This window comes from Halomonas sp. N3-2A (genome assembly GCF_002216165.1).
Taxonomy (GTDB): Bacteria; Pseudomonadota; Gammaproteobacteria; order Pseudomonadales; family Halomonadaceae; genus Vreelandella.
The window spans coordinates 275316-301100 of the sequence record NZ_CP022286.1; the positions used below are offsets into that span (position 1 = coordinate 275316).

Sequence of the window (25785 nt, forward strand, 5' to 3'; positions counted from 1 at the left end):
GTATGATGTGGCAGCGCCTAGCAATTCAGCTTATTGCTTTGTTGTTGTTAATAAATTTTCACTTTACCGGCCAGGTATTGCATGGATGACCTGATTAAGCACGCGGAACAAATTGCGTCGCAACCTCTGACTTCTGTTTTTCAACCCATTGCTAAGCGTGTGGCCTATGTGGTTAGCCACGGCCAAAGTTACGCCAATAATGGCTACGCGATTCGCACCCAAGGGGTTGCGGAAGCACTGAGCCAGCAAGGGCTGGAAGTGCTATGTTTCTTGCGCCCAGGGCGCCCGTGGGAATTTCACTCGGCGAGTGATATGGCCCCTGAAGTGGTCGTCAATGGCGTTAAGTATATTCACTCGCGGTGGCCTTATCGTGTGGTGCCTCAAGGGGCGCGTGCTAATTTTAATGCCAGTGTTGAGCGCTTTATTGAGCTTTTTCGGGTGTACCGTCCCTCTGTGGTGTTGGCCGCCTCTAATTGGATTGTCGCGCTACCTGCCTGGGTGGCAGCCAAACGGTTGGGTCTGCCATTTTGTAACGAAGTCCGAGGTTTTTGGGAGCTTTCCGAAGATGCCCGTGAGCCAGGCTATGCTCAAACGAAAAGGTTTAAGGAAGAAGCCGAGCGGGATAGTTTTGTTGCACGGAAGGCTTGTCAAGTCTTTACGCTGAATGACCCGATGAAGGCTGAGCTGGTGAAGCGTGGTGTGCAGTCCGAGCGTATTAGGATTGTGCCGAATGGCATTCGCGAGCTGCCTGATCTAAAATCTACCGACCCGCAATTGCAGCAACGCTTGGGTATTCAGGCTGCCGACCATGTGATTGGCTATATCGGTAGCTTCAATGCTTATGAAGGGCTGGATGTACTGCTGCAAGCCTGTGAGATATTGGTCAAGAAAGGTGTCCCTCTTAAACTGCTGCTGGTGGGGGATGACCAGCCGCTAACTCATGTGATGAGTACCCACGAGCAGGATGCTGACAGGCCTTGGTTAATTCAGGTAGGGCGTGTTCCCCATCAGCAGGTGGCTGATTATTATGCGTTGATTGATTGTGTTGCTATTCCGCGTAAGAACTATCCGGTATGCCGGTTGGTGCCGCCTATTAAAGCGGCGGAAGCGCTGGCCTACGGCAAGCGGTTGGTGATGTCGAAGCTTCCGGCATTGCAGAGTGCTTGCCCGGTGGTCAAAGGCGTTAGCTTTGCCGAGGCTGATAATGCTGAATTGCTAGCGGCAGCCTTGGAATGCTCACTGGAAGAGCCATCTCCTGAGGTGCAGAAAAGCGGTTCCCTTCAAGTACTAAACCGCGATGTATTGACGTTTAGCCGCTCAACCCAGGGAATGGCGGAGGCACTCGAAAACGTTATTCAGGCAAGCGTTCGTCAGGAAAAAATTAGCCAGGAAAGCATTCGTCAGAAACCCATAGAGCTTGATAAACCGGCTTTATGCAGTGTTCAGCAAAGTGCTGATGCCTTTGCTCAGGTTGATTACCCCACTGCCAGCCGTTGGTTTTATAAAGAAGGCCGCCTGACCGATACACTGAAAGCGTTGCAAAATTTGCAGGCGCGGGGTGTAAAGTTCGATAAACCCAAACGCGACTTTGAAGCTTTTGTGGCGGGCTTGGCGCGCTTGAAAGGGGGCGTAACGTTGCCTCCTCGCCAGCCCAATGCCGGGCTGATGAGCCGCCGTCGGCGTGTCTTATACTGCTTACATCAGTCAGTTCCCCATGCCACTAACGGTTATTCGACTCGCTCGCACGGTATTGCGGTGGGCTTGCAAGAGTCTGGCTGGAACGTTCGGGCGACGACGCGTCCTGGCTTTCCGTGGGATGGTGGCGCTAGAGGGTTGACCCGTGGTTACCATGAAGCCACGGTCGATGGCGTGGCCTATGCGGCGTGTGCCGGCTGGAATATTGCCAAAGCGCCGCTGGATTTCTACCTAGCCGAAGCTGCCGACCACTACCTGCGTGAAGCGCAAACCAGTGGTGCGGAAATCATCGTGGCAGCCTCTAACCATATTACTGCACTACCTGCCTTAATGGCGGCGCGCCGCCTGGGCTTGCCGTTTGTATACGAAGTACGCGGTTTATGGGAAGTAACACAAGCATCGACCCAGCCTGAATGGGCTGGTTCTGAGCGTTACCAACTCATGCGCGAACTGGAGCAGCAGGCTGCTCTTGAAGCGGATCTTGTCATTACTCTGACCGAAGAGCTGGCTGACGAACTGGTCAGCTGGGGCGTTGCTCGTGAGCGCATTACGGTTGTGCCTAACGCTGTGAATGCCGAGCGCTTTACCCCCAGGCCCGCCGATATTGATGTGGCGCGCCAATTAGCGCTACCTGAGGGCGTACCGGTTATCGGTTATGCGGGCAGTGCTGTCGCCTATGAGGGGCTGGAACTGCTGCTGGAAGCGTTAGCCAAACTGAAGGCTCGGGGGCAGGAGTTTGTCTTTGTGCTGGTAGGCGATGGTAAGGTAATTGATACCGTTAAAGCCACCGCCAAAACGTTAGGAATTGAAAAGAACTGCCGCTTTACCGGTCGGGTAGCGTTTGAACAGGTGCCCGGTTATTTGTCGTGCATGGATATTATGCCGATACCGCGGCTTTCCTCAGCGGTTACTGAAATGGTATCGGCACTCAAACCGCTTGAAGCTATGGCAATGGGTAAGGCGGTGGTGCTTTCCGATGTGTCGCCCCATCAGGTAATGGCAGGCCCAGGTGGCGAACGTGCACGGTTGTTTGAAAAAGACAACGCGGCGGCGTTATGCGATGCGCTTGAAGCGTTAATCAACAACCCCGCAGAGCGTGAACGTTTGGGTAAGGCGGCTCGTACCTGGATTGACCGCGAGCGTACTTGGAATCACGTGACTAGCATTTATGCGCGTAGCTTGCAGCAGTTGCGTGAGTCGCTGGCTTCATGCCAGCAGGCGCAAGAGCCCGAAGCTAAAACCCTTGCGCAGCTGACTCTGGGATTGATAGGCGATACCTTTACTACTGATACTCTGGCAAGCGCTGTCAAAGTCGTGCCGCTTTCGCCGAATAACTGGCGTGAGCAGATTAAAGAACAACCGATCGATGCGCTGTTTGTTGAATCCGCTTGGAAGGGCAATGACTGGCAGTGGTTCCGTCAAGTAGGGCATTACAGCGACCATGAGTTTGCCGCGCTTGATGCCTTGTTGGCGCATTGTCGTCGCAAGGGGATCCCGTCTCTGTTCTGGAACAAGGAAGACCCAGTCCACTTTAACCGCTTCCGCGCGACCGCCGCTAAGTGTGACCATGTATTCACGACGGATAGTCGTCGAATAGTTCCCTATCTGTCCACACCTGGGGCGTTCACTCAAACCGCAAGCAGCGCGCCGTTCTATGCCTCACCGAAGATCCATAACCTGCTGCCGTCTAGCCGTGAATGGCAGCCAACGGCCGCTTATGGCGGTACCTATTATGGTAAGCGCTACCCCGAGCGCACCGAGTACATGGACAAGATCATGAGCGCAGCGGCTCCCTTGGGCCTAACGCTTTATGATCGCCAGCACGATGACCCCGCATCGCCCTACAAATACCCCGGTGGCTTGGGCAGCTATGTGGCAGGTAGCCTCAGCTATGAAGAGATGATCCAGGCTTACAAAGCTCATCCGGTGCAAATTAACGTCAACTCGGTGCTGGACTCCCCAACGATGTTTTCGCGCCGTGTTGTGGAAACCGCTGCCTGCGGCTCGCCGATGATTTCTGGCCCGGCGTTGGGCATGAACCGTTATTTGGAAGGAGCGGGCCATGTGGTTCGCACCGAAAGCGATGCTGCCCAGGCGCTTGAAAACCTAATGCATTACTCGGCGTACCGCTGGCGCGTGGCGTTACAAGGCGCCCGTGCAGTTATGCGTGCCCATACCACCGAACTTCGTCTGACCCAAATGCTGCGCACCGCCGGTATGGTTATCCAAGCCCCTGAACCACCGGCGTACTCTATTTATACATTTGAAATGACTCCTGCTAGCGCGCAGCGTGTACTAGCGCAAACGGTTCGCCCTGCATGTATTGTGAGTCGCGAATGGCAGGTAGGTACCCGTGCCCAGCTCGAAGCAGAAGGCATTCGTTGTGCAGCGCCAGATGGCGAACGTGCGGCAGCGGGAACGCTTTGGTTGTTAGCTAATCCGCGTGCCTTGGAAGGATTGGAAGCGGAAGACCTTGAAGACTTGATCTGGCCAACCTTTTACGCCCCCCATAAGCGTATTGCTTTCAGCCGACATACAGTGCTTGAGGAGGGCGGCTGGCCGGGCGTGGCGGTGGAAAACTCTTCTATCGATACGACATTGCAGCTACTGCGCCCAGATACGGAAATGGCGCTTTCCCAGCTTCAGGAATGGGTGTCGCGTAAGCCGACCTTGGCGCTTCGCAAACCCCCTCAGGTGCATGCCCAGCCTCCCAATGTGCCGCCCAAGAAAACCGTTGTGATCGCAGGGCATGATCTCAAGTTTATTAAGCCGTTTTATCCCTACTTCACGAAAGCAGGGATGCGCCTATTGCTAGATTTCTGGACTGGTCATAACCAGCATAACGAAACGGCTAGTAAGCGCTTGGTGCGCCAAGCCGATACTGTGTTCTGTGAGTGGACTCTAGGTAACGCTATTTGGTATGCCAAGAACAAGCGTGAAGGGCAGAAGCTTGTGGGACGGTTACATCTACAAGAAATTGATCATGCCCTGTTCTCAAAAATCCCCTTTGAAGCATTTGATACTGTGATGTTCGTCGGCCCACATATTTTAAGACAAGGTGTTAATAAAAATGCCGTGCTTAAAAAAAACGGAGTCGTAATTTACAATGGCGTAGATATAGAGGGATTACAATCTGTAAAGCGTAAGTTAACAAATAATAAAGTGCTTGGCTTCGTAGGCATAGTACCGCAGCGTAAACGTTTTGATCTTGCTCTGGATATACTCCGTGAACTTCGTAAAGAAGATACGGGTTATACGCTACGTATCAAAGGTAAGCGTCCCGAAGAGTATCCTTGGATGGCGAATCGTCCTGAAGAGATGGCTTGGTACGAAGTACAATATCGCCGTTTAGAGGAGGATCCTTTGCTTAAGGGGGCGGTGATCTTCGACCCCCATGGAAATGATATGGCTGAATGGTACGCCGGTATAAATTTTGCACTTTCCACCAGTGACTTTGAAAGCTTTCATTTTACTATTGCTGATGGTGCTGCTTCAGGCTGTACGCCTATAATTTTACCATGGGATGGTGCAGATGAGATATATCCTAAAGAATGGGTCTACTCGAACCCCAAAATAGCTGCTGAAGGTATAAAGTCAGGCGCTTCTCCTAAAGAAAGTAATGTTCGTTTTGCTAAATTGAATTTTGATATAAATGTTATAGCAAGAAATATGTTGAATGAATTTTAAAATAATAGAGATACGTTATTGTCATGGAAATAAATAAATACTTGGTTGTTGCAGAAACTATATTTTGTGATGTGGAGACAGATGTTGAAAAGATAAATCTGTACTTTGAGAGGATGAAGTTGTGCTTGCTTTCAATTAATAATATTAATGTTGATAATTTTGATTATAAGCATTTGTTGTATGTTTCTGATGATAAAAAGGAACTGATTGATAGATTGCGGAAATTTATTTTTGAAAGAAAGATAAAGTTTGTGGAGGTTGTGCTATACAGTCATCCTGAAGGTGGATATCTTTGGGGCTCTGGTGATCATGTTGATCTAGTGAAAAACCCGAATAGAACATCAGGATATAGAAACAAGCTTTTTGATAAAGCCAATATTAATTATGAAAAATATAGTGGTTTTTTAAGGGTCGCTATTGATGATGATGATGTGTGGTTGAGCGATCATTTGGCAAATCTTTTGAGGTTAGGTATTTGCCTAAGTAAAATTTCCAGCAAAAACTCTTTAGTAGCCGGTGGTGTTTTTTCAACTTATATAGCTAAAGTTAATGATTTTAGTGGTGAAGTAGAGCTTAATAAGGTTGAATTGGATAGGGCTGTTTGTGGTAATAAGTTTTACTATTCAGAATGTTGGAGTAAGATTTGTTCTTGGAGTCCTTGGTCTATACCTGATGTGATTGATTTGAAGTCTATCGATAAATTTAAAAAATCTTATGGAATAGAGCTTTTTTCATTGTCTAAGGTAGATCCTGGGTTTATTTACTTTAGACGTGGTTCTAATTTATCTTCACAAAATAAGAGTTGGTGTACCACCGAGCTGATTTCTAAGACTACACTCTCTAATGAAGAGTCTGTAATTCAACTTTCTCAAACCAGCAGTGGGAAAGAGTATGCGCAGGCTATTGTAAATGGGGCGAATAAACATCACGATTTCGCTCATTACAATGAAAGTAAAAAAGCGATAATGTTTGATATAATTCAAGGCGGTATCAATTTTGATGATGGCATGGCTGCCTCTTTCTATTTATATTGTAATGGTGTTTTTAAAGAGAAAAAAAATTATTCTAAGGAAAGAAAAGGCTCGTTTCTAATAGTTGGAGGTAATAAAGGTGACTATTTTGAAGTGGTCTGCTTTATTAGAGCTGATAATATAAATTCAATTCGTTTGAAGTCTTCAAAAATTTATTTTAAATGAGGTTTTCATGCCTAATAGTAAAGTGTATGCACATATAACTGCGAAAAATCATCCTGCCGGTAATCTTGGCGATAAAATGGGATATTTGATTGCAGACAAGTTGCTAGGAAGTAGTAATTATAAAAAGTTGGGAATTCGAGATATAGATTTCGTTGATGAAGCTACTTTCGCAATCGTCGGGTCATTGTTGCAAGTTCTTGCATCTAAGCCAGTGAATGTGATAGGAGGAGGGTTGATAAATTCTAATCCGAGAAAGTATCACAATAGAATTAAAATACATGGTGTAAGAGGTTTTTTAACAAAGGCTCTCATATTGCGTGATGCAGGTATTGATGTGCCCGTGATCGGCGATCCTGGATTGCTGTTGTCTAATTTATATCCACTTCCATGTAACGATAAAAAGCCGCTTGGTTTTATTGTCCATAAAGTGGATCGTGATAAATTTTTGAAGAATTTTCCTCACTTTGAGAGTCTGATAATTGATAATTATTTAGAACCAGAGGGTTTTGTGAAACAACTTTCTAAGTACAGCTCTGTAGCATCAACGAGCTTACATGGTTGTGTTTTTTGTCATTCATATGGAATTCCAGTCAAACCCTTTTATTTGACAGATGAGGTCATAGGGGGGGATTTTAAATTCATGGATTATTATTCGTCGTTGGGCTTAGATGTGAGAAGGGAATATCTTGATGAAATTAATAGTGAGGTGGATTTTGTGCAAAAAATAATTGACTCTCCTCAGCCTGGATATGGTTTTATCGAACGTTTAAAGAAAAAACAAATTGATTTGATAGAGCGTGTAATGTTTGAATCTTCCGAAAAATAGTGTATGTTTATATTTTTAATTTTTTTATAAAAGGTATCTGTGATGTTGATTCATCTGCATCTTGGTTTTCATAAAACCGGAACTACTTATTTACAAAAAAAACTGGATATTAATTTATTAGAAAATGACGATATTCAATACTATTCTCGGTCGAAAATATATAAAACTATAACAAGGCCTTTAATTGAGAGGAAGAGCGGTGAATGCTCTGAAAAAGATGGCTTGAAGTTTGTGAAGGAGGTTCTTGGTGAGAATAAAAGACTTGTCATTTCAGAAGAAAACATTCTGGGCGCTTTTTACTCTTGGAAAGAGAATAGGTTTTATCCTAACGGTGTAGATAATATTAAAAGACTTTCCGAGGTTTTTCAAAATGCAAGATTTAAATTGTTTTTAACAGTTAGAGAGCACTCTGATTGGATTGAATCTATGTATTTGCAAAAAATTAAAAATGGATATGCCACAGATTTTTCAAATTTTCTTCAGAAAACTGATGTGAAAGAGCTTTCTTTTTCATCGCTGATAAAAGACATGGCTGCCATTGACTGCGTTAATGAAGTTATAGTTACTGATTATGGATTTTTTAAAGGTGATAGCAATCGATATATGAATTGCTTTGAGGATTTTGTAGGTGCTGAGCTAAAGAAGTCTCCGGATAAGAGTCTCAATCTCTCTTATTCTGATAAACAGTTTAAGCTTGCACTTCTTGGTAATAAAATGCTCGATAAAGATGAGGTGAAAAAGCTACACTCATTTATAAGAAAAGACCTTAATGGTGGGGAGTTTAAGAAGCCATGTTTGCTCTCTGATGAGCAAAGAATTCAGCTTAATAAAAATTATGAAGTTGATTTAATGGAAATAATTTCAAGTTGCAAGGCGTCTGAAAAAATTAGATTTTTAAGTTAGATTTTTTGATGGTATTTTTTTATATTCTTTTATTTTTAAATTAAGGCGTGGGTTTTTAATAGTAAATTGTTTTTCTAATGTGTTGGTAATTGAAAAGATATTGCAAGCGATTGAGAGAGGTATGAATAAGTCCGCTGAGATGTGGTTGTTGTTAAAAATCGGCTTTTCTTTTAATCAGAAAGCATCTTTTTATTGCAGCCTCGTTTAGAGATTAAAAATCACCTGCCCTCTTCGTGAGGGGTGGGTTGTATCTTCAGATACTCTATTGCGATTGCATACGTACATGATGAAATCACGCTCCGTCTAGTGTTGGGTTTGGCAGTGGAGATTCTGTATTGCTGATGCTTTGCGAAAGTCGGAATCGGGAAACTGATTTCTGCTGGGCACTATGACCTGCTTTTGACCTGTGGTAGTACTCCAGTTGTTTTATATCATGTGACCTTGGTAAAAAGGTCAGTGTATTTACAAAGCAAACGTCTCCTCTCGGAAACCTGTAGGGTTGTGGTGTCAATATAAATGCTGAATTTCTTAAACCAGCCTCTACTGACCCTCTCTTTAGAAAGGAAACACCATCGGGGTAATCACTAAGACTGCGGCTGAGTAAGTGATGCTGACGGGTAAACCAATCTTGAAGAAATCAGTAATCTTATAGCGCCCCGGTGAATACACCATCAAGTGGGTCTGATAGCCGAAGGGAATTAAAAAGCAGGCGCTGGCACCGTAGGCAACTGCCATCACAAATGGCAAGGGGTCGGCACCAAAGGCTTGGGCAGTGCTCCAGGCAATAGGGAAGGCTAGGGCGGCAGCGGCGTTATTGGTGACGGTTTCGGTTAGCAGTAGTGTGAGTAGATAGCAGCCAATAAAGGCAGCGTAAATGCCGTAACCACTGAACATCCACTGCATTCCCCCTGCCAGAACGGCGGCAGCTCCTGAGTTTTCTAACGCTTGGGCTATCCCTAAGGCTGAGCCAATAATCAGCCAAAGTTCAAACGGAAAGCGGCGGCGTAATTCTGCCAAGCTAATTACTTTTAGTAGCAATAGGCCGCCCAGTAACAGTAGCAAGCCATGAAACAGCGGCAGTAAGTTGGCCGTTGCCAGTGCGATAACCGTTGCAAACCCACCTAGCGTGATGATGCTCTCTTTTCGCGTGAGCTGCGGGCGAGTGAAACTGCCGCTAAGCAGATGAAAGTTACGGTCTATATTGCGGTGTTGACGAAAGTCAGCACTCACGGCCAGGAGCAAACAGTCGCCCACCCGCAGGGGGATTTTACCAAGCTGCCCCTCTAGGCGTTTCCCGCCACGGCGTATGCCGACAACTCCTGCACTAAACATACTGCGGAAATCGACATCCTGTAGTGTTTTGCTGGAAAGCTCTGATTCGTGGGAAATAACCACTTCTACCAAATTGGTGGCGAGCAGGTTATCGGCTTGGTGGCCAAATAGATTGAGCCCGGGAAAGCGCTGTAGCGCCTGAACTTTGCTTACTTCTCCGGTAAACACGAGTGTATCGGCCGCTTGAAGGCGTTCATCTGGCGCAACGGGGCTGATTAGGCGGCCTTGGCGTTCAATTTCTAGTAGATACAGCCCGTTTAGGCTTCTTAAACCGTTTTCTTCAATACTCTTGCCAATCATTGGTGAGTCGGCTTCTACATCTGCTGCAAGGAAGTAGGAGAGCTTTTCGTCGGTGTCTTCCAGGCGATGGTGAGGTAAGGCATTCGCCCGCCATAGCAGTATGCATAGCGTAATTAATGCGACAGGCACCCCCACTAAACTGAATTGAAACATGCCTAGTTCATTACCGCTGGCGCTAAGATTAAATGAGTTCACCACCAAATTGGTGGACGTGCCTACCAGCGTAGTGATGCCTCCTAAAATTGAGGCATAGGAAAGTGGGATTAATAGCCGTGAAGGTGCAATACGTTGCTGGCGTGAGATAGCCCCTAAAAAGGCCGCTACGACCGCGGTGTTGTTTAAAAATGCGGAAAGCACTGCGGTGCTGCCCATCAGCCGAGCTGTGGCTAAGCGGGGATGGCCTTTAAGCAGGTGGCGGGAAAGCCAGTCCAGCAGAGGCGAACGCTCTAACGCAAGCGATACTAATAGTAGTAAGAGTAGCGTCGCTAAAGCGGGGTTGGTGTATTGCATTAGCAACGTACTGGTATCAACAAACCCACACAGCAAAAACAGTCCTGCAAGCGTGACGAAGGCAATCGCAGGCTTAACTTTTCCACTAATTAACACTATCAGCAATACAGCAATTGATAACAAAACGGCCCATGGGATCATGTTAATCCTTACAAAACATACTTCACGTTAGAAACTTGCTGGATTCTACGCGGGCTTTTATGATGGTGTCTAATAATTGCCAACGATAGCGTTATATGTTGTTTATAAAATGTTTTTAATCAAAGGTTTGTAATTAATATTGGCCATTAAACATTTATCGCCTGAATTGCTAAATGAACGCCGTAAACAGGCGGTTAAACTTCGTTTAGACGGCCATACCGTTGCGGTAACCAGCCAGCAAACAGGGCTTTCCGCGCCGACCGTTTCGGCTGCTTGGAAGGCCTTTCGTGAAGGCGGGTGGGCGGCGGTACCCGTCAAGCCCCGTGGGCGGTTAAAAGGTCAGGCTAACGTCCTTGGGGCAGATGTCCAGGCGCTTTTGTGGCAGGCACTTTATCAGGAGCCACACAATAGTTTATTGCCCCCTTTATTGCACCCAGCACCAGGTTGGAGCAGTGCTGGTTTGGCTGAATGGCTTAGTACGCACCACGGCGTTGTGCTATCCCAGCGGGCGATTGAGCACTGGTGGGAAGCGCAAGGACTGAAGCATAAGCCTTGGAAACTTGAGTACTTAACAAATAGCCACTTAGCAAATAGCCACTTAGCAAAGCAGCGTTCCCAAGAAGGGCGTTGGTTTCGCAGCGCGGTGGCTCCCGTTTTTACCAAGCTGAAAGATGCGGACCAACGTTGGCAAGGTGGTGTTCGGCGGGTGGCTCATCCATCTGGTTCCGTGTACCAGATTTATTTGCATGGTCCCAGGGGGCGGTTATTAATGCGTTGCTTTAAAAAGCCGCCTGAAGCGCAAGATTACCTAGCGGTATTTGATGCATTAAATTCATCCGGTGCTGCTGCCCTGGTATTTCATGGGGCTTTGTTTTCAGCAAGCCCAGAAGTGACTGACTGGTTAGCGCGGAAGCCTGCGTTTTGGCTAGTGCCAGTGCCTGCTGATTTTACGCTTCCCATATAGGGCTGTGTTAATAGTGCTGTGTTAATAGGGCCGCGTTAGTTGCGTAAATTGCTGAAGTTAAGGGTTTTTGAGTCAGCGCCTGAGTGGCCACTTGAGAACGATTTTTTCATATAACATTGGGATAGATGATGACATCACTCACCCATCTGCAGCGTCTGGAAGCAGAAAGTATTCAGATTATGCGCGAAGTGGTCGCCGAGGCTGAAAATCCAGTCATGCTGTATTCCGTCGGTAAAGATTCTGCGGTTATGCTGCACTTGGCACGTAAGGCGTTTGCGCCTGGACCACCGCCGTTCCCGCTCTTGCACGTAGACACGCGTTGGAAGTTCCGCGCGATGTATGAATTCCGCGATAAAATGGCCGAAGAGATTGGTATGGATCTTCTGGTGCATATCAATCCGGAAGGGATCGAGAAAGACATCAATCCGTTTACCCACGGCTCGGCAATTCACACCGATGTGATGAAAACCGAAGGCTTGAAGCAAGCGCTTGATAAGTACGGGTTCGATGCGGCCTTTGGTGGTGCTCGTCGTGATGAAGAGAAGTCTCGTGCCAAAGAGCGCGTGTTCTCTTTCCGTTCTGCTCAGCACCGTTGGGACCCGAAAAATCAGCGTCCTGAACTGTGGAAGCTGTACAACACGCGTAAGAACCCTAAAGAGTCTATTCGTGTGTTCCCTATCTCTAACTGGACCGAACTGGATATCTGGCAGTATATCCATCTGCAGAATATTCCCATTGTTCCGCTTTACTACTCGGCAGAGCGCCCAGTGGTTGAGCGCGATGGTGCGTTGATTATGGTGGACGATGAACGCATGCCGCTGGAGTCGGGTGAAGTGCCGATGATGCGCAAGGTTCGTTTCCGCACGCTTGGGTGCTACCCCCTCACTGGGGCGGTGGAGTCTGAAGCCGATACGCTTCCGGCCATCATTCAAGAAATGCTGTTGACCAAGACGTCAGAACGTCAGGGGCGTGTGATTGATCACGATAGCGCTGCCTCCATGGAGAAGAAAAAGCAAGAGGGTTACTTCTAATGTCGCATTCATCTGAACTCATTGCTGAAGACATCGAAGGTTACCTGAAGGCCCACGAGCATAAAGGCCTGCTGCGTTTTATTACCTGTGGCAGCGTTGATGACGGTAAAAGCACCCTGATTGGCCGCTTGCTGTTTGAATCCAAACTGCTTTTTGAAGATCAGCTGGCTGCTATTGAAGCTGACTCTAAAAAGTTCGGTACTCAAGGCGGCGATATGGATTTCGCGCTGCTGGTTGATGGCTTGGCAGCAGAGCGCGAGCAAGGCATCACTATCGATGTCGCGTATCGCTTTTTTTCCACCGAAAAGCGCAAGTTTATCGTTGCTGATACGCCTGGGCATGAGCAGTACACCCGTAACATGGTGACCGGTGCTTCCACGGCAGACGCTGCTATTTTGATGGTTGATGCGCGCCACGGCATCTTGACGCAGACGCGCCGCCACAGTTTTTTAATGTCTTTGATGGGCATGCGGCATGTCGTCGTTGCCATCAATAAAATGGACTTGGTGGATTACTCTAAAGCGCGTTTCGACCAAATCGTTGAAGAGTACCGTACGTTTGCCAAACAGCTCGGTTTGGAAAATATTACGTTTATCCCCATGTCGGCGTTGAAAGGCGATAACGTTATTGAGCCAAGCCCGCACATGCCTTGGTATCACGGCACTACGCTGATGGGCTATTTGGAAACCGTAGAGCTAGATGCTGAGCATTTGCAGCGTTCACCTTTCCGGATGCCCGTGCAGTGGGTAAACCGTCCTAACCTGGATTTCCGTGGTTTCAGTGGCATGGTATCAAGCGGTGTTGTTCGCCCTGGCGATCAGATTCGTGTTCAGCCTTCTGGTAAGACCAGCACGGTGTCACGCATCTACACCTTTGATGGTGACTTGGACGAGGCGGTGGCAGGCCAGTCTGTAACGCTGCTGCTGGACGATGAAATTGATATCTCTCGGGGCGATGTCATCTCCGGCGTAGAGCAGCCTGCTCATACGGCTGATCAGTTCGAAACAACATTGGTGTGGATGCATGAGGCACCGCTGCTGCCGGGTCGCCCCTACCTAATGAAACTAGGCACCCAAATGGTGTCAGCGACCGTTACCGATATTAAATATCAGGTTAACGTTAATACGCTGGAACACACGGCTGGCAAGCAGCTTGATTTGAATGGCATTGGTATCTGCACGATTAGCCTCAACCGTGCGGTTGCTTTTGATGCTTATCAAGATAACCACGATACCGGTGGCTTCATCCTGATTGACCGTATGACGAATAACACGGTGGGTGCAGGTATGCTGCATTTTGCCCTTCGTCGTAGCCAGAATATTCATATGCAACACGTGGATATTGATAAGCAGGCACGTGCGTTGGCGAAGAGCCAGAAGCCGGCGGTTCTATGGTTTACCGGCCTTTCGGGTGCTGGCAAATCAACGATCGCTAATCTGGTTGAGAAGAAGCTATTTACCCAGGGCCAGCATACCTACTTACTGGACGGCGATAACGTGCGTCATGGTTTAAACCGTGACTTAGGCTTTACCGATGCTGATCGTGTTGAAAACGTGCGTCGCGTAGCGGAAACCGCCAAGCTGATGGTTGATGCTGGGTTGATCGTTATGTCCGCGTTTATTTCGCCTTTCCGCAGCGAGCGTCAATTGGCGCGTGATTTGCTGGAAGCAGGTGAGTTCATCGAGATTTTTGTAGATGCGCCGCTTGATGTAGTGGAGGCCCGGGATCCTAAGGGGCTGTATAAAAAGGCCCGTCGCGGTGAGCTGAAAAACTTCACCGGCATTGATTCAACGTATGAAGCACCTGAGTCGCCAGATATTCATCTGAAAACCTCAGAGATGAGTGCCGAGGAAGCGGCCGATAGTGTGATTAAGGCACTGCGTGAGCTTGGTTTGATTAGCTGATCTCCACTTAGTGTAGGCTAAACACGTAATGTAAATACTGATAAGCCATCAAGCAGCTAGCCGCTGTTTGGTGGCTTAATCATAAGGAAATGACAAAATGATTGATCAAGCGTTATTAGATTCTGCGGAGCGTATTGCTCGTGAAGCGGGCGATGCCATTATGGCCGTTTATGCACGCGAATTTAGTGTGGAGGAGAAAGCCGACAAAAGCCCGTTAACTGAAGCGGATCAAGCTGCCCATCATGTGATTATGCGCGGCCTGCAAAGTCTTCCAGTGCAGTTGCCGATACTCTCTGAAGAGGATGCAGAAGGCTTTGCTGGGGTAGACAGCAATGGCCGCTATTGGTTGGTAGATCCGCTTGATGGCACTAAAGAGTTTATCAAGCGTAACGGCGAGTTCACCGTCAATATTGCGCTGATTGAAAACGGCAAGCCAGTGTTGGGCGTGGTTACCGCTCCGGCGCTTGAAACCGCTTATGTCGCTGCTGAAGGTTTGGGTGCCTTTAAGGTTGAAGCTGACGGTCAGCGTCATGCCATTAATGTTGCGGGTCAACCGGAAGCTGCTTCTGCTTGGCGTGTGGTGGGCAGCCGCTCGCACCCCAGCCCGGACTTGGCAGCGTGGCTTGAAAAGCTAGGCAAGCACGAAATGCTGCCCATGGGTAGTTCGCTTAAACTATGCTTAATTGCAGAAGGGAAGGCTGATGCTTACCCCCGTTTAGGCCCTACTTGCCTTTGGGACACCGGCGCTGCTCATGCGGTTGTGCTTCAAGCGGGTGGCCGTGTTGAAACGTTAGAAGGCGAGCCGCTTAGCTACGCCAACCCAAGTGAAAAACTTAATCCGTATTTTGTTGTCTGGGGACAGGCGTGAAATACATGTTGTGAAGAACAGGTTTTGAAAAGCATGTGTTGAAGGGCATGCTTTGAAGGCGGAACCAAGGGGAGTGTATGATGCTCCCCTTTAAGAGACCGCTCATGGGATACTTTCGATGATTGGTCTTTTTAGCTGACCATGATCGGTCTCTTGTAGTCGGCCCTGTGTCGCTGTTTTTTGTGACTGGTCTTTGTGGCTGGTCTTTGTGACGAGTACTTGTAACGAGTACTTGTAAATAGCCCTCTGCAAATGGCCTTTTGTTAACCGTTCTTTGTAAATGGTTCGTTGCAAATGGTTCTTTGCACATGGCTCTTTGCATACGAGTGAAAGCCATCGTCGTTATAAGTCGTTATTAAAGGATTGAGTATGTGCGGAATCGTCGGCGCCGTTGGCGCAATGGAATGTCCCCCTTTCTTGCTTTCTGGCCTGAAGGTTCTTGAATACCGCGGCTATGACTCTGCAGGGCTTGCGGTGCTAGATGCTTCTGGTGAGCTGGTGCGTGCCCGCGCAAAAGGCCGTGTAGCGGAACTGGAAGCCCGTGTTGCGGAGAAGGGGGTGTCGGGAAATGTGGGCATTGCTCACACCCGTTGGGCAACGCACGGTGTTCCTGCTGAACGTAACGCTCATCCGCATATTTCTAGTGGGTTGGCGGTGGTGCATAACGGCATCATTGAAAACTATGAAACCCTGCGTGAAAAGCTTCAGGGGTTAGGGTACGAGTTCACCTCTGACACTGACACTGAAACTATTGCTCACCTGATTCAAGCTTGCTTTAAAGGCGAAATTGGCGAACCCGCGGAAAATCTTTTTTCTGCGGTGCGTTGTGCCGTGGCGCAGTTGCAAGGCGCTTTTGCGCTGGCAGTGGTAAGTGAAGAAGAGCCAGACTGCTTAGTCGTGGCCCGCGAAGGTTCGCCGCTGATGTTAGGTATTGCTGATGACGGCCACTATGCCGCTTCAGATGCCTCGGCGTTGCTGTCAGTCACCCAGCGCATGATGTATCTGGAAAATGGTGATGTGGCGCGCTTAACGCGTGACTCTGTCACCTTGGTCGATGCGCTTGGCCAACCCGCTCAGCGGGAAGTGGTTGTCTCTAGCCTTTCTGCGAATGCAGTTGAGCTAGGTGAGTTTAATCACTACATGCAAAAAGAGATATTTGAGCAGCCGCAGGCGTTGGGCAACACACTGGAAATGCTGAGTGGGGCAGGTCAGCTGCAGCCAGGTATTTTTGGCGCAGAAGCGCAAGCTGTTTTTGAGCAGGTAGATTCTGTGCTGATTCTGGCCTGTGGTACGTCTAGCTATGCGGGTATGACGGCTAAGTACTGGGTTGAGCAAGTGGCCGGTATCCCGTGCAATGTCGAAATTGCCAGTGAATACCGTTATCGCCACAGCGTAGCGAATCCTAACCAGCTAGTGGTGGTTATTTCTCAGTCGGGCGAAACCGCTGATACCCTCGCTGCACTTCAGCACGCCAAATCAATGGGCCACACCCACACGCTGGCGATTTGTAACGTACCTGAATCTGCCATTGTGCGCGAAACGTTGCTGCGTTTTATTACCCGCGCAGGCCCGGAAATTGGTGTTGCCTCTACTAAGGCCTTTACCACTCAGCTCAGCGCACTGTTTTTGTTGACGCTGTTGTTGGCAAAAGCGAATCAGCGGCTAGATGAAGCAGATGAAAAAGCCTATCTGGATGAGCTGCGCCACTTGCCCATCGCGGTTGAAAAAGTGCTGGCACTAGAGCCAAGCATCAAGGCGTGGTCGAAGCATTTTGCTAATAAACAGCACGCGCTGTTCTTAGGCCGTGGCCGCCACTTCCCGATTGCCTTGGAAGGCGCGCTGAAGCTGAAAGAAATCTCTTATATCCATGCAGAAGCATACCCCGCTGGAGAGTTGAAGCACGGCCCGCTCGCATTAGTTGATGAAAATATGCCCGTGGTGGTGGTGGCGCCTAATGATGAGCTGCTTGAAAAGCTAAAAGCCAATATGCAGGAAGTGAGCGCCCGTGGCGGCCAGCTTTATGTGTTTGCTGATGGTGGTAGCGCCGTGAAGCCGAGTGAAGGCGTTAATGTACTAGTGATGCCAGAACATTACGGTCTCCTTTCGCCCGTGTTGCACGTGGTTGCTCTTCAGCTGTTGTCTTACCACGTAGCGCTGGTAAAAGGCACCGACGTCGACAAGCCCCGTAACTTGGCGAAAAGCGTCACTGTGGAGTAATCCAGGGGCGGCTTCGCCGCCCCCGCGGGTGCCTTAGTAGGAATGCGGAGCATTCCCACCGTTCTGTCATTCCCGCATGCTTTTAGCGGGAATGCAGTTTGGTTTAGGCATTCGGGAGTGACGGGGTTTTAAAGCATCTCTAAACCTGTCACGCGTATCATAATATTTTTAAATGGTTTGATTTTATGCGTAAATATTTTGGCACTGATGGTGTGCGTGGCCGTGTTGGCGAATTCCCCATGACCCCAGACTTTGCAATGAAACTGGGTTGGGCCGCTGGCAAAGTGCTGGGGGCAGAAGGTATTAAAGAGGTGTTGATTGGCAAGGATACCCGGGCCAGTGGCTACATGTTGGAGTCTGCGTTGGAAGCGGGCTTTTCAGCGGCGGGTGTTAATGTGGCGTTGGTCGGGCCGCTACCTACGCCGGGTGTCGCGTACCTTACTTCTACTTTCCGTGCAGATGCAGGGGTTGTCATCAGCGCTTCGCATAACCCGTTTGACGACAACGGTATCAAAATATTTGGGCAGGGGGGCTATAAGCTAACCGATGCCCAAGAGCAGGAAATTGAAAATAAGCTCCATATTGCTCTGGAAGGCGGTATGGAATGCGTAGGTTCAGAAGCATTGGGTAAAGCGCGCCGTGTAGACGACGCCGCTGGCCGTTACATTGAATACTGCAAAGCCGTGTTGCCCAGCACATTAAGCTTGAGCGGGCTGAAAATTGTAGTGGATAGCGCGAATGGTGCTGGCTACAAAGTTGCGCCGGCGGTTTACAAAGAGTTAGGTGCTGAGGTTGTTAGCATTCATGACCAGCCTAATGGTGTGAACATTAATGCAAACTGTGGCGCAACCTCGATGCGCAGCCTGTGCGCGGCAGTGTTAGAGCATGAAGCCGACCTTGGCATCGCATTGGATGGTGATGCCGACCGTCTGATGATGGTTGATCACACGGGAACCGTCGTTGATGGTGATGAGCTGCTGTTTTTGTTGGCGAAAGATGCCAAAGATGCCGGTTACACGGGCGGCGTTGTTGGCACCCAGATGAGTAACCTGGGGCTTGAGCATGCATTGGCGGCGATTGATGTCCCCTTTGTGCGCGCAAAAGTAGGTGACCGCTATGTAATGGAGCAGCTAAAAAATACAGGTTGGCGCTTAGGCGGGGAAGGTTCTGGGCATCTGTTAAGCTTAGATCATGCTTCTACCGGTGATGCGGTGATTGCATCTCTGCGTGTGCTTACTTCATTGCTGAACCAGGGCACCACGCTTAATAAGGCTAAGCAGGGGATGACGAAACTCCCGCAGACGTTAATTAACGTGCGTTTTGCTGCTAACGCAGGGCACGACCCTCTAAGCACACCCTTGGTGAAGCAGGTGGTGGCTGATGTCGAGGTCAGTTTAGGTAACCAAGGGCGCGTTTTGCTGCGCAAATCCGGCACTGAGCCATTAATCAGGGTGATGGTAGAGGCGGTTGATGCTGAGCAGGCTCAGTCAAGTGCCCAGCAGATAGCAGATAGCTTGGTTTAGGTAATGTGATTTAGTTAGCTACTTGTTATTGATAAGGATATATCTTTTGCCCCTGTCTTCGACACCTGATCCTAGCAGCCAGCCAGAGCAACAAAAGCTATCTCAAGCTATTGATGGCATTGAGCAAAGCCCTTGGTTTGATGCTGACTGGTATATGGCCCACTATCCTGATGTGGCGGCTTCTGGCATGTCGGCTGCTCAGCATTATTTGCTATTTGGTGAGCCTTGGGGGAGGCAGGCAGGGCCCAAGTTTGACCCGCGGTTTTACCTTGAAAACAATCTGGATGTCGCTAATGCAGGTGTTAGTCCGTTATTGCATTTTACTCGCAATGGCGCAAAGGAGGGGCGTTGGCCGCCTGTTCAGTTGTGTTCCCAACAACATGAAGAGCGGCTTTGGCAAGGGCACGATAGTGCGTCGCAGTTGACGAGTTTGAATGACTTGCTTGTGCATCAAAACTCCTGGGAAGCCAGTTATGCGGCCTGGGCGCTGGGGCGTTGGTATGCTTGGCAAGGTGAGTGGCAGCGGTGCGCTGACGTTTTAGCTAGCCGCCACTGGCTGGCGGATATAAAACCCGCAACGGCAGCTCCTTTGTTACTGGAAATAGACGCCTTAACTAACACTGGTGAACTGGTGACTGCTTGGCAACGTGCTCAACAGTTGGAGCAGGCGTTTCCCCGTTATCCAGATACCCAGTTGGCATTGGCGAATATACTCGCTGCGCAGGCCTATCTGTATATGTCTGACGAGCCAATATCGCCCTCTTCTTCACAGGCAGCGGCGTTAAGTGAACAGCAGCGATTGCAGCACATAAACAACTTATACCGTGCTGCTAATCTGTGCCCGCTTATTTTTAAAGACCCCTGTCAGCCCCTAACGATGGATAACTTGACCGTTGATCACCAAGCATTGGGGAACATTACTGCCGCTGATGCGTCGGAATTGGTCAGCATTATCATTCCTGTGTTTAATGCCCAGGAGCACTTAGCAACCGCCTTACAAAGTTTAGCCGAGCAAAGTTACCGACGGTTGGAGGTGATCGTGGTTGATGATGCCTCCACCGATGACTCATTAGGCGTTGCGATGGCGTTTAGCCAGCAGGATGAACGTTTTACGGTGATCTCTCAGCCGCGTAATCAAGGGGCATATTCGGCGCGAAACCGTGGGTTAGCTGTCGCTAAAGGCGCGTTTATTACCGTACACGATAGCGATGACTGGTCTCATCCTCAAAAACTAGCGCAGCAAGTTGCTGGTTTGCAAGGCCACCCCGAATGGAAAGCGTGTTTTAGTGATTGGGTGCGTTGCTCGACTAATATGCTGTTCAATCGTTGGCGTCTTGAGGCGCTGGATGGCTGGATTTATCGGAATACATCATCGTTTATGTTTCGGCGTGAGGTTGTTGACCATCTAGGTTTTTGGGATGTTGTCAGAGTGGATGCGGATACGGAGTATTTTCAGCGTGTTGTCGCCGCTTTTGGCAGTAAGGCCATTGGTACGGTTGGAAGGGGCACGCCGTTATCGTTTGGGCGTAGTCTACCGACATCACTCAGCCAAGCGGGGCCTACGCATTTAGTTACTCAGTTTAACGGGGTGCGCCATAGCTATCGTCAGGCAGCGGCTCAATGGCACGCCAGTGCCGAGAAGCCCAGTGACCTCTATATGCCAGCCCATCCCGATGTCCGCCCCTTTGAAGCACCAGCCGCCAACCTGCCCAGTTAAGCTGGCGACGTTGTGATTTAACTAGTTTGTTATTAGGAAAATACCGTGAGCCAATATTCTCAATCGCCTACAAAAAATGCTGCGCATGAGCTGGCTATTCAGCCTTCTATTAGCGCATTGGCTCAGGGTTCCATGTTTTGGCAACCTGAGTACCGTCAAGTGTCGCCGTGGCTGGAACACTTGCCTTTTCTGTTTTGGTTGGTCGAGGCCTTAAAGCCAACTAGCTCGGTCGGTATTGAGGTTGACTTGGTATCGCATTTCGCTGTGTGTCAGGCTGTTTCCAGGCTTCGCTTAGGTGGCAATAGCTATGTCATTGGCGAGGCTAACGCTGAGCAGGTTCATGATTTAACTGAACAAACGCTAGATAAGTATGCCGGTATTAGCCAGTGGTTAAAGGCCAGCCCTCTACAGGCGGTACAGCAGTTTAATGAACACTCAATTGATCTGTTATTGCTCAATATTGCGCCGCAAGACGAAAGCATCGACGACCTAATTGACCGTTGGTTACCACGCCTTTCCAGTAAAGGCGTTATCTTAATGCCCGGCATCGCTCGACGCGAACCTGGTTGCCAGACCTTCCGTACTTTTGAAGCGCTTGCTGATCGTTATCCTCATTTTGCGTTTTATCATGGTGCTGGTTTGGGGCTATTAGCGGTGGGGGATGATTTGCCACCGTTAGTGCACAACCTGTTAGGGGCACTTGAGTCGGCGGGTTCTACTCGGGAGGTGCAGGAGGTATTTGGCCGCCTAGGGGGCAGTTGTCAGGACAAAGTCACAATTCAGGAACAGCAGGCGTTGATGCACCAGTTAGAGGCGCATTTAAAAGACAAAGCCGATGAGTTGACGACCGCTCAGAATTTCGCTGAAAAGCTAAACCAGCAGCAAGCTCAATTTGCTCACGAGCATGAAGCGAGCATTACAAGTCTTACTGAGCAACTTCTAGGCAAAAAACAAGCGTTAGCAGAGAAGCAGCACCAGATCGTTCAATTAACTGATCGTCTACAGGCTCAAAAAAATTCCTTGGAAGCCCGCTTTAATGAGTTGGCCGAACTCACCCGTAAACAACAGGGCAGCGAGCGCGACTTGAGTGAGGCGCAGCATGCGCTGCATAGGCTTAACGATCAGCTCAACACTAATCAACGCCAGCATGAGCAAGAGCTGCAGGCGCTTAACGACCAGTTGAAGGCTAATGAGCTTCAGCGTGAGCAACTGGCGCGTGGACTGAAGACAGCTGAACAGGCAGCGGCTGAAAGCTTCGATATACAGGCGCAGCAAACGGCTGAGATTGAACGCCAGAACCGTGAACTGGCTCAATTGGTAAACCTGCTGGAGGCGGAGCGCTTGCCATCTGAGGCATCGTCGCAACAAGGAACGCTGGCAGACAACAGCGTTACTGCGAAGGGCGCTAAACTTTCAAGGTGGGCCATTAATCGCCAGGTTAAGCTCATTAGTAAAAGCCAGTGGTTCGATGCCAAGTGGTATTTGGCACACAATCCAGATGTTGCTCAAGATCGCAAAATGGCGAAAAACCCGGCTCGTCACTATCTGCTGTTGGGGGGATTTGAAGGGCGTAATCCAAGTCCAGCGTTTGATTCTGCATATTATCTTGAGCGTAACCCCGATGTGGCAGAAACTGGAATGAACCCACTAGTGCACTATCTTAAGTTTGGTGAGAAAGAGCAACGTAGTGTAAAGAGGTTGTGATGAGAGATGTTAATCGTACGTTGCTAAACAAGCACGAGCTAGGAAATGCCGCGTTTGAAAACACCGAGGCATTAAGTGCCGAGTTGTTGAGGGCTAAGTTATTTGACGCAGGGTGGTATGCGAGCCGATACCCTGATACTCATTACAGTCAACTTTCTCCGCTAGAGCACTTTACACGTTATGGCTGGGCGTTGGGTCGTTGTCCTGGACCTGGCTTTGATCCTAATGAGTATTGCCGCCGCTATCCCGATGTTATTGCATCGGGGCTAGATCCATTACTGCACTATCTTCGGCATGGCCAAGAGGAAGGGCGGCAGGCGTTAGTCCAAGACAGATACGCTCGCCTTAAGCCATCCCTGGCAGTTGTAGTGCATGCATATCATCTTGATTTGGTGGCGTTGCTGGGGGAGCGGCTCGCTTTCTTTAGTGAGCCTTTTGATTTGTTTATTACAACACCCCATGCGCCAGATACGCCTGAGATTGTTGCTTTACAGCAGCGCTTTCCTGGCGCTGAGGTGGTGTGTTGTCCTAACCGTGGACGCGATATTGCGCCATTTCTCCAGCTGTTACCTAGTTTGCAACGCTATGATTGGTGCTTGAAGTTACATACCAAACAGGGAGTAACGGCTGTTGCGAAGCAGTGGCGCGACGCGTTGCTGGACAGTGTGCTGCCCGCCGCTGACGACTTGCGAAGCTTAGTTGCTTATCTTCGTAGTGACTCGAGCTTACGATTGGCTGGCCCGCGTCAGCTATTTATGAGCCAGCAGGCTATGCAGTTTGGTAATCGGCCTTGGTTAGAGAAATTGTGTCCTCAGTTGGGGATTCCACTGCACGAAGATTGGGGCTTTTTTGCCGGTAGTATGTTTTGGTTCCGTCCCCAGGCATTGGCGGACGTCGCTTCGTTGGTAAACACGTTAACATTTGAGCCGGAGTCTGGTGCTCAGGATGGGCAGTTGGCTCATGCATTGGAACGTTTGGTGGGGGGCGTTACTGTTCCTCAGGCTGATCGTGTTGTGCTGCTGGGACATGATGCTTCAGGCCGGTTTGATATGCAGCGCTGGCAGCAGGGAATGCCGTTAGAAACCACCATGCCTTCGCGGCTATTGGCGGCCTCAGCTACATCGGCTCCTGCATCTGTGAAAGCACCTGCAACAGTATCTGCAACTAAGTCGTTGGCAGGTGACCTTAACCTAGGTGGGGGCACTGCTATTCGTGGTTGGCTAGCTGATCGCTGCAGTAGTGAACCGCGTGCGGCAGTGATCCGCATTGATGGTCGCCATGAAATTGAGGTGTTGGCTAACCAATTTCGTATTGATCTGCTTGAAAATGGCCTACATGAAGGGCGGCACTCCTTCGAGGCTTATCCGCCGGTTGAGCTGGTCGATGGTCAACGGCACACCATTGAGCTGTTGGATGCGCTGACTCGTCAGCCGGTGGCGAGTGGCGATGCTTGTTGGACGTTTAAGCGCTCATTTAGTGATTTTGCGGGCTATCTTTCGCATGGGATAGTTGACCCCTATTTACCACGCCCTTTTCGTGAAGCAGATAAACGCTGTTTAGCTGCTATGGAAAATGTGGCAGATGCGTTGGTTCGTGAGGCGCAGTCACTCGAAGCCCCTCCGCTGGTGTCTATTGTGATGCCGTGTTTTAACCGGCTTGATACTATTGAAGCGGCGGTCGACTCGGTGTGCAGTCAGGTGTATGCCAATTGGGAACTGCTGTTAGTGGATGATGGCAGTACCGACGGAACACGCGAGTGGTGCGATCAACAAGCCGCTGAAGGTACACGCATTCAGGTGATAGCGTTAGGCAAAAATAGTGGGGTGTCTTTGGCTCGCAACCAAGGATTGGCTGCGGCAAACGGAGACTATATTGCTTACTTAGACTCTGATAATGCCTGGGATCCTCGCTATTTGGCGGCGATGGTAGCCGCTTTTGGTCGCGAACCGACGGCGCAAGCGCTGTACTCCGGTTTGTATCATTATTCAGGAGATACCACCGAGCCGGCGGGAGTGCTGTTTGGACCTTTGAATCGCGCTTTGTTGTTTAACAAAAACTATGTGGATCTTAATGCTTTTTGTCATACGCGCGCCGCTTATGAGCGCTGTGGCGGTTTTGATGAAACGCTACCAAGGTTTGTCGATTGGGACCTGATTCGCCGTTATAGCCAGCACTTGCGCCTCTGTTCGGTGCCTGTCGTTTTGACCCACTATTACTATGGCCGTGCCACCAACACGCTAACGTCGAACACCGCCTATATTGGCTATTTAGAGCAAGTGCGCGAGACAACAGGACACCAGTGGTCCTCGACTGCGTCAGCAGAGCTAAATCGTGGGGTGTCGGTGGTCATCCCTAGCTATGAGTCACTAGAAGACCTACGCGACTGCTTGGTGAGTCTGGAGGCATTGGCGCTTGGCGAAAAACTGGAGGTGATTGTCGTTGATAATGATTCGTCACCCCCAGTCAAAACCTTCCTGGAAGAGGCTCAGGCAGCAGGGCGGCTGAAGGCGATTTTCAATACGTGTAACTATGGTTTTACTCACGCAGTTAACTTGGGCATGGCGGCAGCTAAGTCAGAGCACGATTTGATATTGCTTAACAATGACGCTCAAGTTGAGCCGGGGGCGCTGGAAACTATGCAACAAGCCTCCAGGCAGTTGCCAGAGTGTGGTCTGGTGGTGCCTCAGCAAATCCTGCCAGGTGGTACGCCAACCCTCACCACACATGTGCCATATGCAGATGCTGAACAGCCCTGCGATGTCAATTTGTCGTCTCATCATGGCAACATATTGACACCACCCCTGTTGCATGATGGTCGAGTGGTAGAAATCACTTTTGCACCGTTCTTTTGTGTTTATATTCCCCGTGAAACGTACGTGCGTGCTGGCCCGCTGGATGCGCAGTTTGGTCGCCACTATCGCTCTGACCGTATCTATTGTGATGTGGTGCGGCATTTGCTGGGCTTACGTATTTATCACGTTAGTGATGCGTGCGTGGTACATAAGCTACAGAAATCTACACGCGTACTTTCTGATCGTTCTAACAGCGAATTCGATTTGATGTTTAAAAAGAACCAATGGGACGAATCCACGCGTCGCTCCTTAGGTTTCCGTAAAGCGGTTTGGGATAATTGAAGGCTAAGTGACTTAGCCGCTTGATATGGACGGTTTGATTGAGAATTTTCGAAAATACTTGTGATAATTCTGAGCGTAAAAGCAAGCCTTTAAGCCTTCGGCTAGCACGTTTTGTTAAGCGTCTATTAGGACA

14 protein-coding genes are annotated in these 25785 nt (G+C 49.2%); 13 read left to right on the plus strand and 1 reads right to left on the minus strand.

Going from position 1 to position 25785, the window contains the following annotated elements:
• Positions 1-81: 81 nt before the first annotated feature.
• From CEK60_RS01235 to CEK60_RS01250, 4 genes are read left to right on the plus strand one after another with little or no spacing between them, the layout of a single operon-like run.
• The gene (locus CEK60_RS01235) at positions 82-5382 is read left to right on the plus strand and encodes a glycosyltransferase (protein WP_089037470.1); all 5301 of its coding nucleotides are present in this window, start codon (positions 82-84) and stop codon (positions 5380-5382) included.
• A gap of 23 nt (positions 5383-5405) precedes the next feature.
• Entirely contained in the window at positions 5406-6578 is a 1173-nt protein-coding gene (locus CEK60_RS01240) for a hypothetical protein (protein WP_089037471.1), read from the plus strand.
• Positions 6579-6585: 7 nt separating this feature from the next.
• Complete coding sequence (locus tag CEK60_RS01245) at positions 6586-7404, plus strand: polysaccharide pyruvyl transferase family protein (protein ID WP_089037472.1); 819 nt, start codon at positions 6586-6588, stop codon at positions 7402-7404.
• A gap of 42 nt (positions 7405-7446) precedes the next feature.
• The gene (locus CEK60_RS01250; RefSeq protein ID WP_089037473.1) at positions 7447-8307 is read left to right on the plus strand and encodes a hypothetical protein; all 861 of its coding nucleotides are present in this window, start codon (positions 7447-7449) and stop codon (positions 8305-8307) included.
• A 555-nt stretch (positions 8308-8862) separates the two neighbouring features.
• Here the strand turns inward: CEK60_RS01250 and CEK60_RS01255 are convergent.
• On the minus strand, positions 8863-10590 hold the full coding sequence (locus tag CEK60_RS01255) for an SLC13 family permease (protein WP_089037474.1): 1728 nt from the start codon (positions 10588-10590) through the stop codon (positions 8863-8865).
• A 139-nt stretch (positions 10591-10729) separates the two neighbouring features.
• On the opposite strand from CEK60_RS01255, the gene CEK60_RS01260 reads away from it, so the two are divergent.
• From CEK60_RS01260 to CEK60_RS01300, 9 genes are all read left to right on the plus strand, one after another.
• Positions 10730-11554 (plus strand): helix-turn-helix domain-containing protein, encoded by an 825-nt coding sequence (locus CEK60_RS01260; protein ID WP_157697972.1) that lies wholly within the window; start codon positions 10730-10732, stop codon positions 11552-11554.
• Between the two features lie 128 nt (positions 11555-11682).
• Positions 11683-12585, plus strand: coding sequence for a sulfate adenylyltransferase subunit CysD (cysD, locus tag CEK60_RS01265; protein WP_038485914.1), 903 nt, complete (start codon positions 11683-11685; stop codon positions 12583-12585).
• A complete protein-coding gene (gene cysN / locus CEK60_RS01270; protein WP_089037476.1) occupies positions 12585-14489 on the plus strand; it encodes a sulfate adenylyltransferase subunit CysN in 1905 nt (634 codons plus the stop codon). Before cysD ends, cysN begins: the two co-directional genes overlap by 1 nt.
• A 97-nt stretch (positions 14490-14586) precedes the next feature.
• The gene (cysQ, locus tag CEK60_RS01275; protein WP_089037477.1) at positions 14587-15357 is read left to right on the plus strand and encodes a 3'(2'),5'-bisphosphate nucleotidase CysQ; all 771 of its coding nucleotides are present in this window, start codon (positions 14587-14589) and stop codon (positions 15355-15357) included.
• A gap of 369 nt (positions 15358-15726) precedes the next feature.
• Positions 15727-17574 carry a glutamine--fructose-6-phosphate transaminase (isomerizing) gene (glmS, locus tag CEK60_RS01280; protein ID WP_089037478.1) on the plus strand — a complete coding sequence of 616 codons (1848 nt, stop codon included), beginning with the start codon at positions 15727-15729 and terminating at the stop codon, positions 17572-17574.
• 185 nt (positions 17575-17759) lie between these two features.
• Positions 17760-19097 (plus strand): phosphoglucosamine mutase, encoded by a 1338-nt coding sequence (glmM, locus tag CEK60_RS01285; protein WP_089037479.1) that lies wholly within the window; start codon positions 17760-17762, stop codon positions 19095-19097.
• 46 nt (positions 19098-19143) lie between these two features.
• Positions 19144-20814, plus strand: coding sequence for a glycosyltransferase family A protein (locus tag CEK60_RS01290; protein WP_232471450.1), 1671 nt, complete (start codon positions 19144-19146; stop codon positions 20812-20814).
• Positions 20815-20859: 45 nt separating this feature from the next.
• The gene (locus CEK60_RS01295) at positions 20860-22518 is read left to right on the plus strand and encodes a hypothetical protein (RefSeq protein WP_089037480.1); all 1659 of its coding nucleotides are present in this window, start codon (positions 20860-20862) and stop codon (positions 22516-22518) included.
• Positions 22518-25652: a glycosyltransferase gene (locus CEK60_RS01300; RefSeq protein WP_089037481.1), complete on the plus strand. Its 3135-nt coding sequence runs from the start codon at positions 22518-22520 to the stop codon at positions 25650-25652. Before CEK60_RS01295 ends, CEK60_RS01300 begins: the two co-directional genes overlap by 1 nt.
• Positions 25653-25785 lie beyond the last annotated feature (133 nt).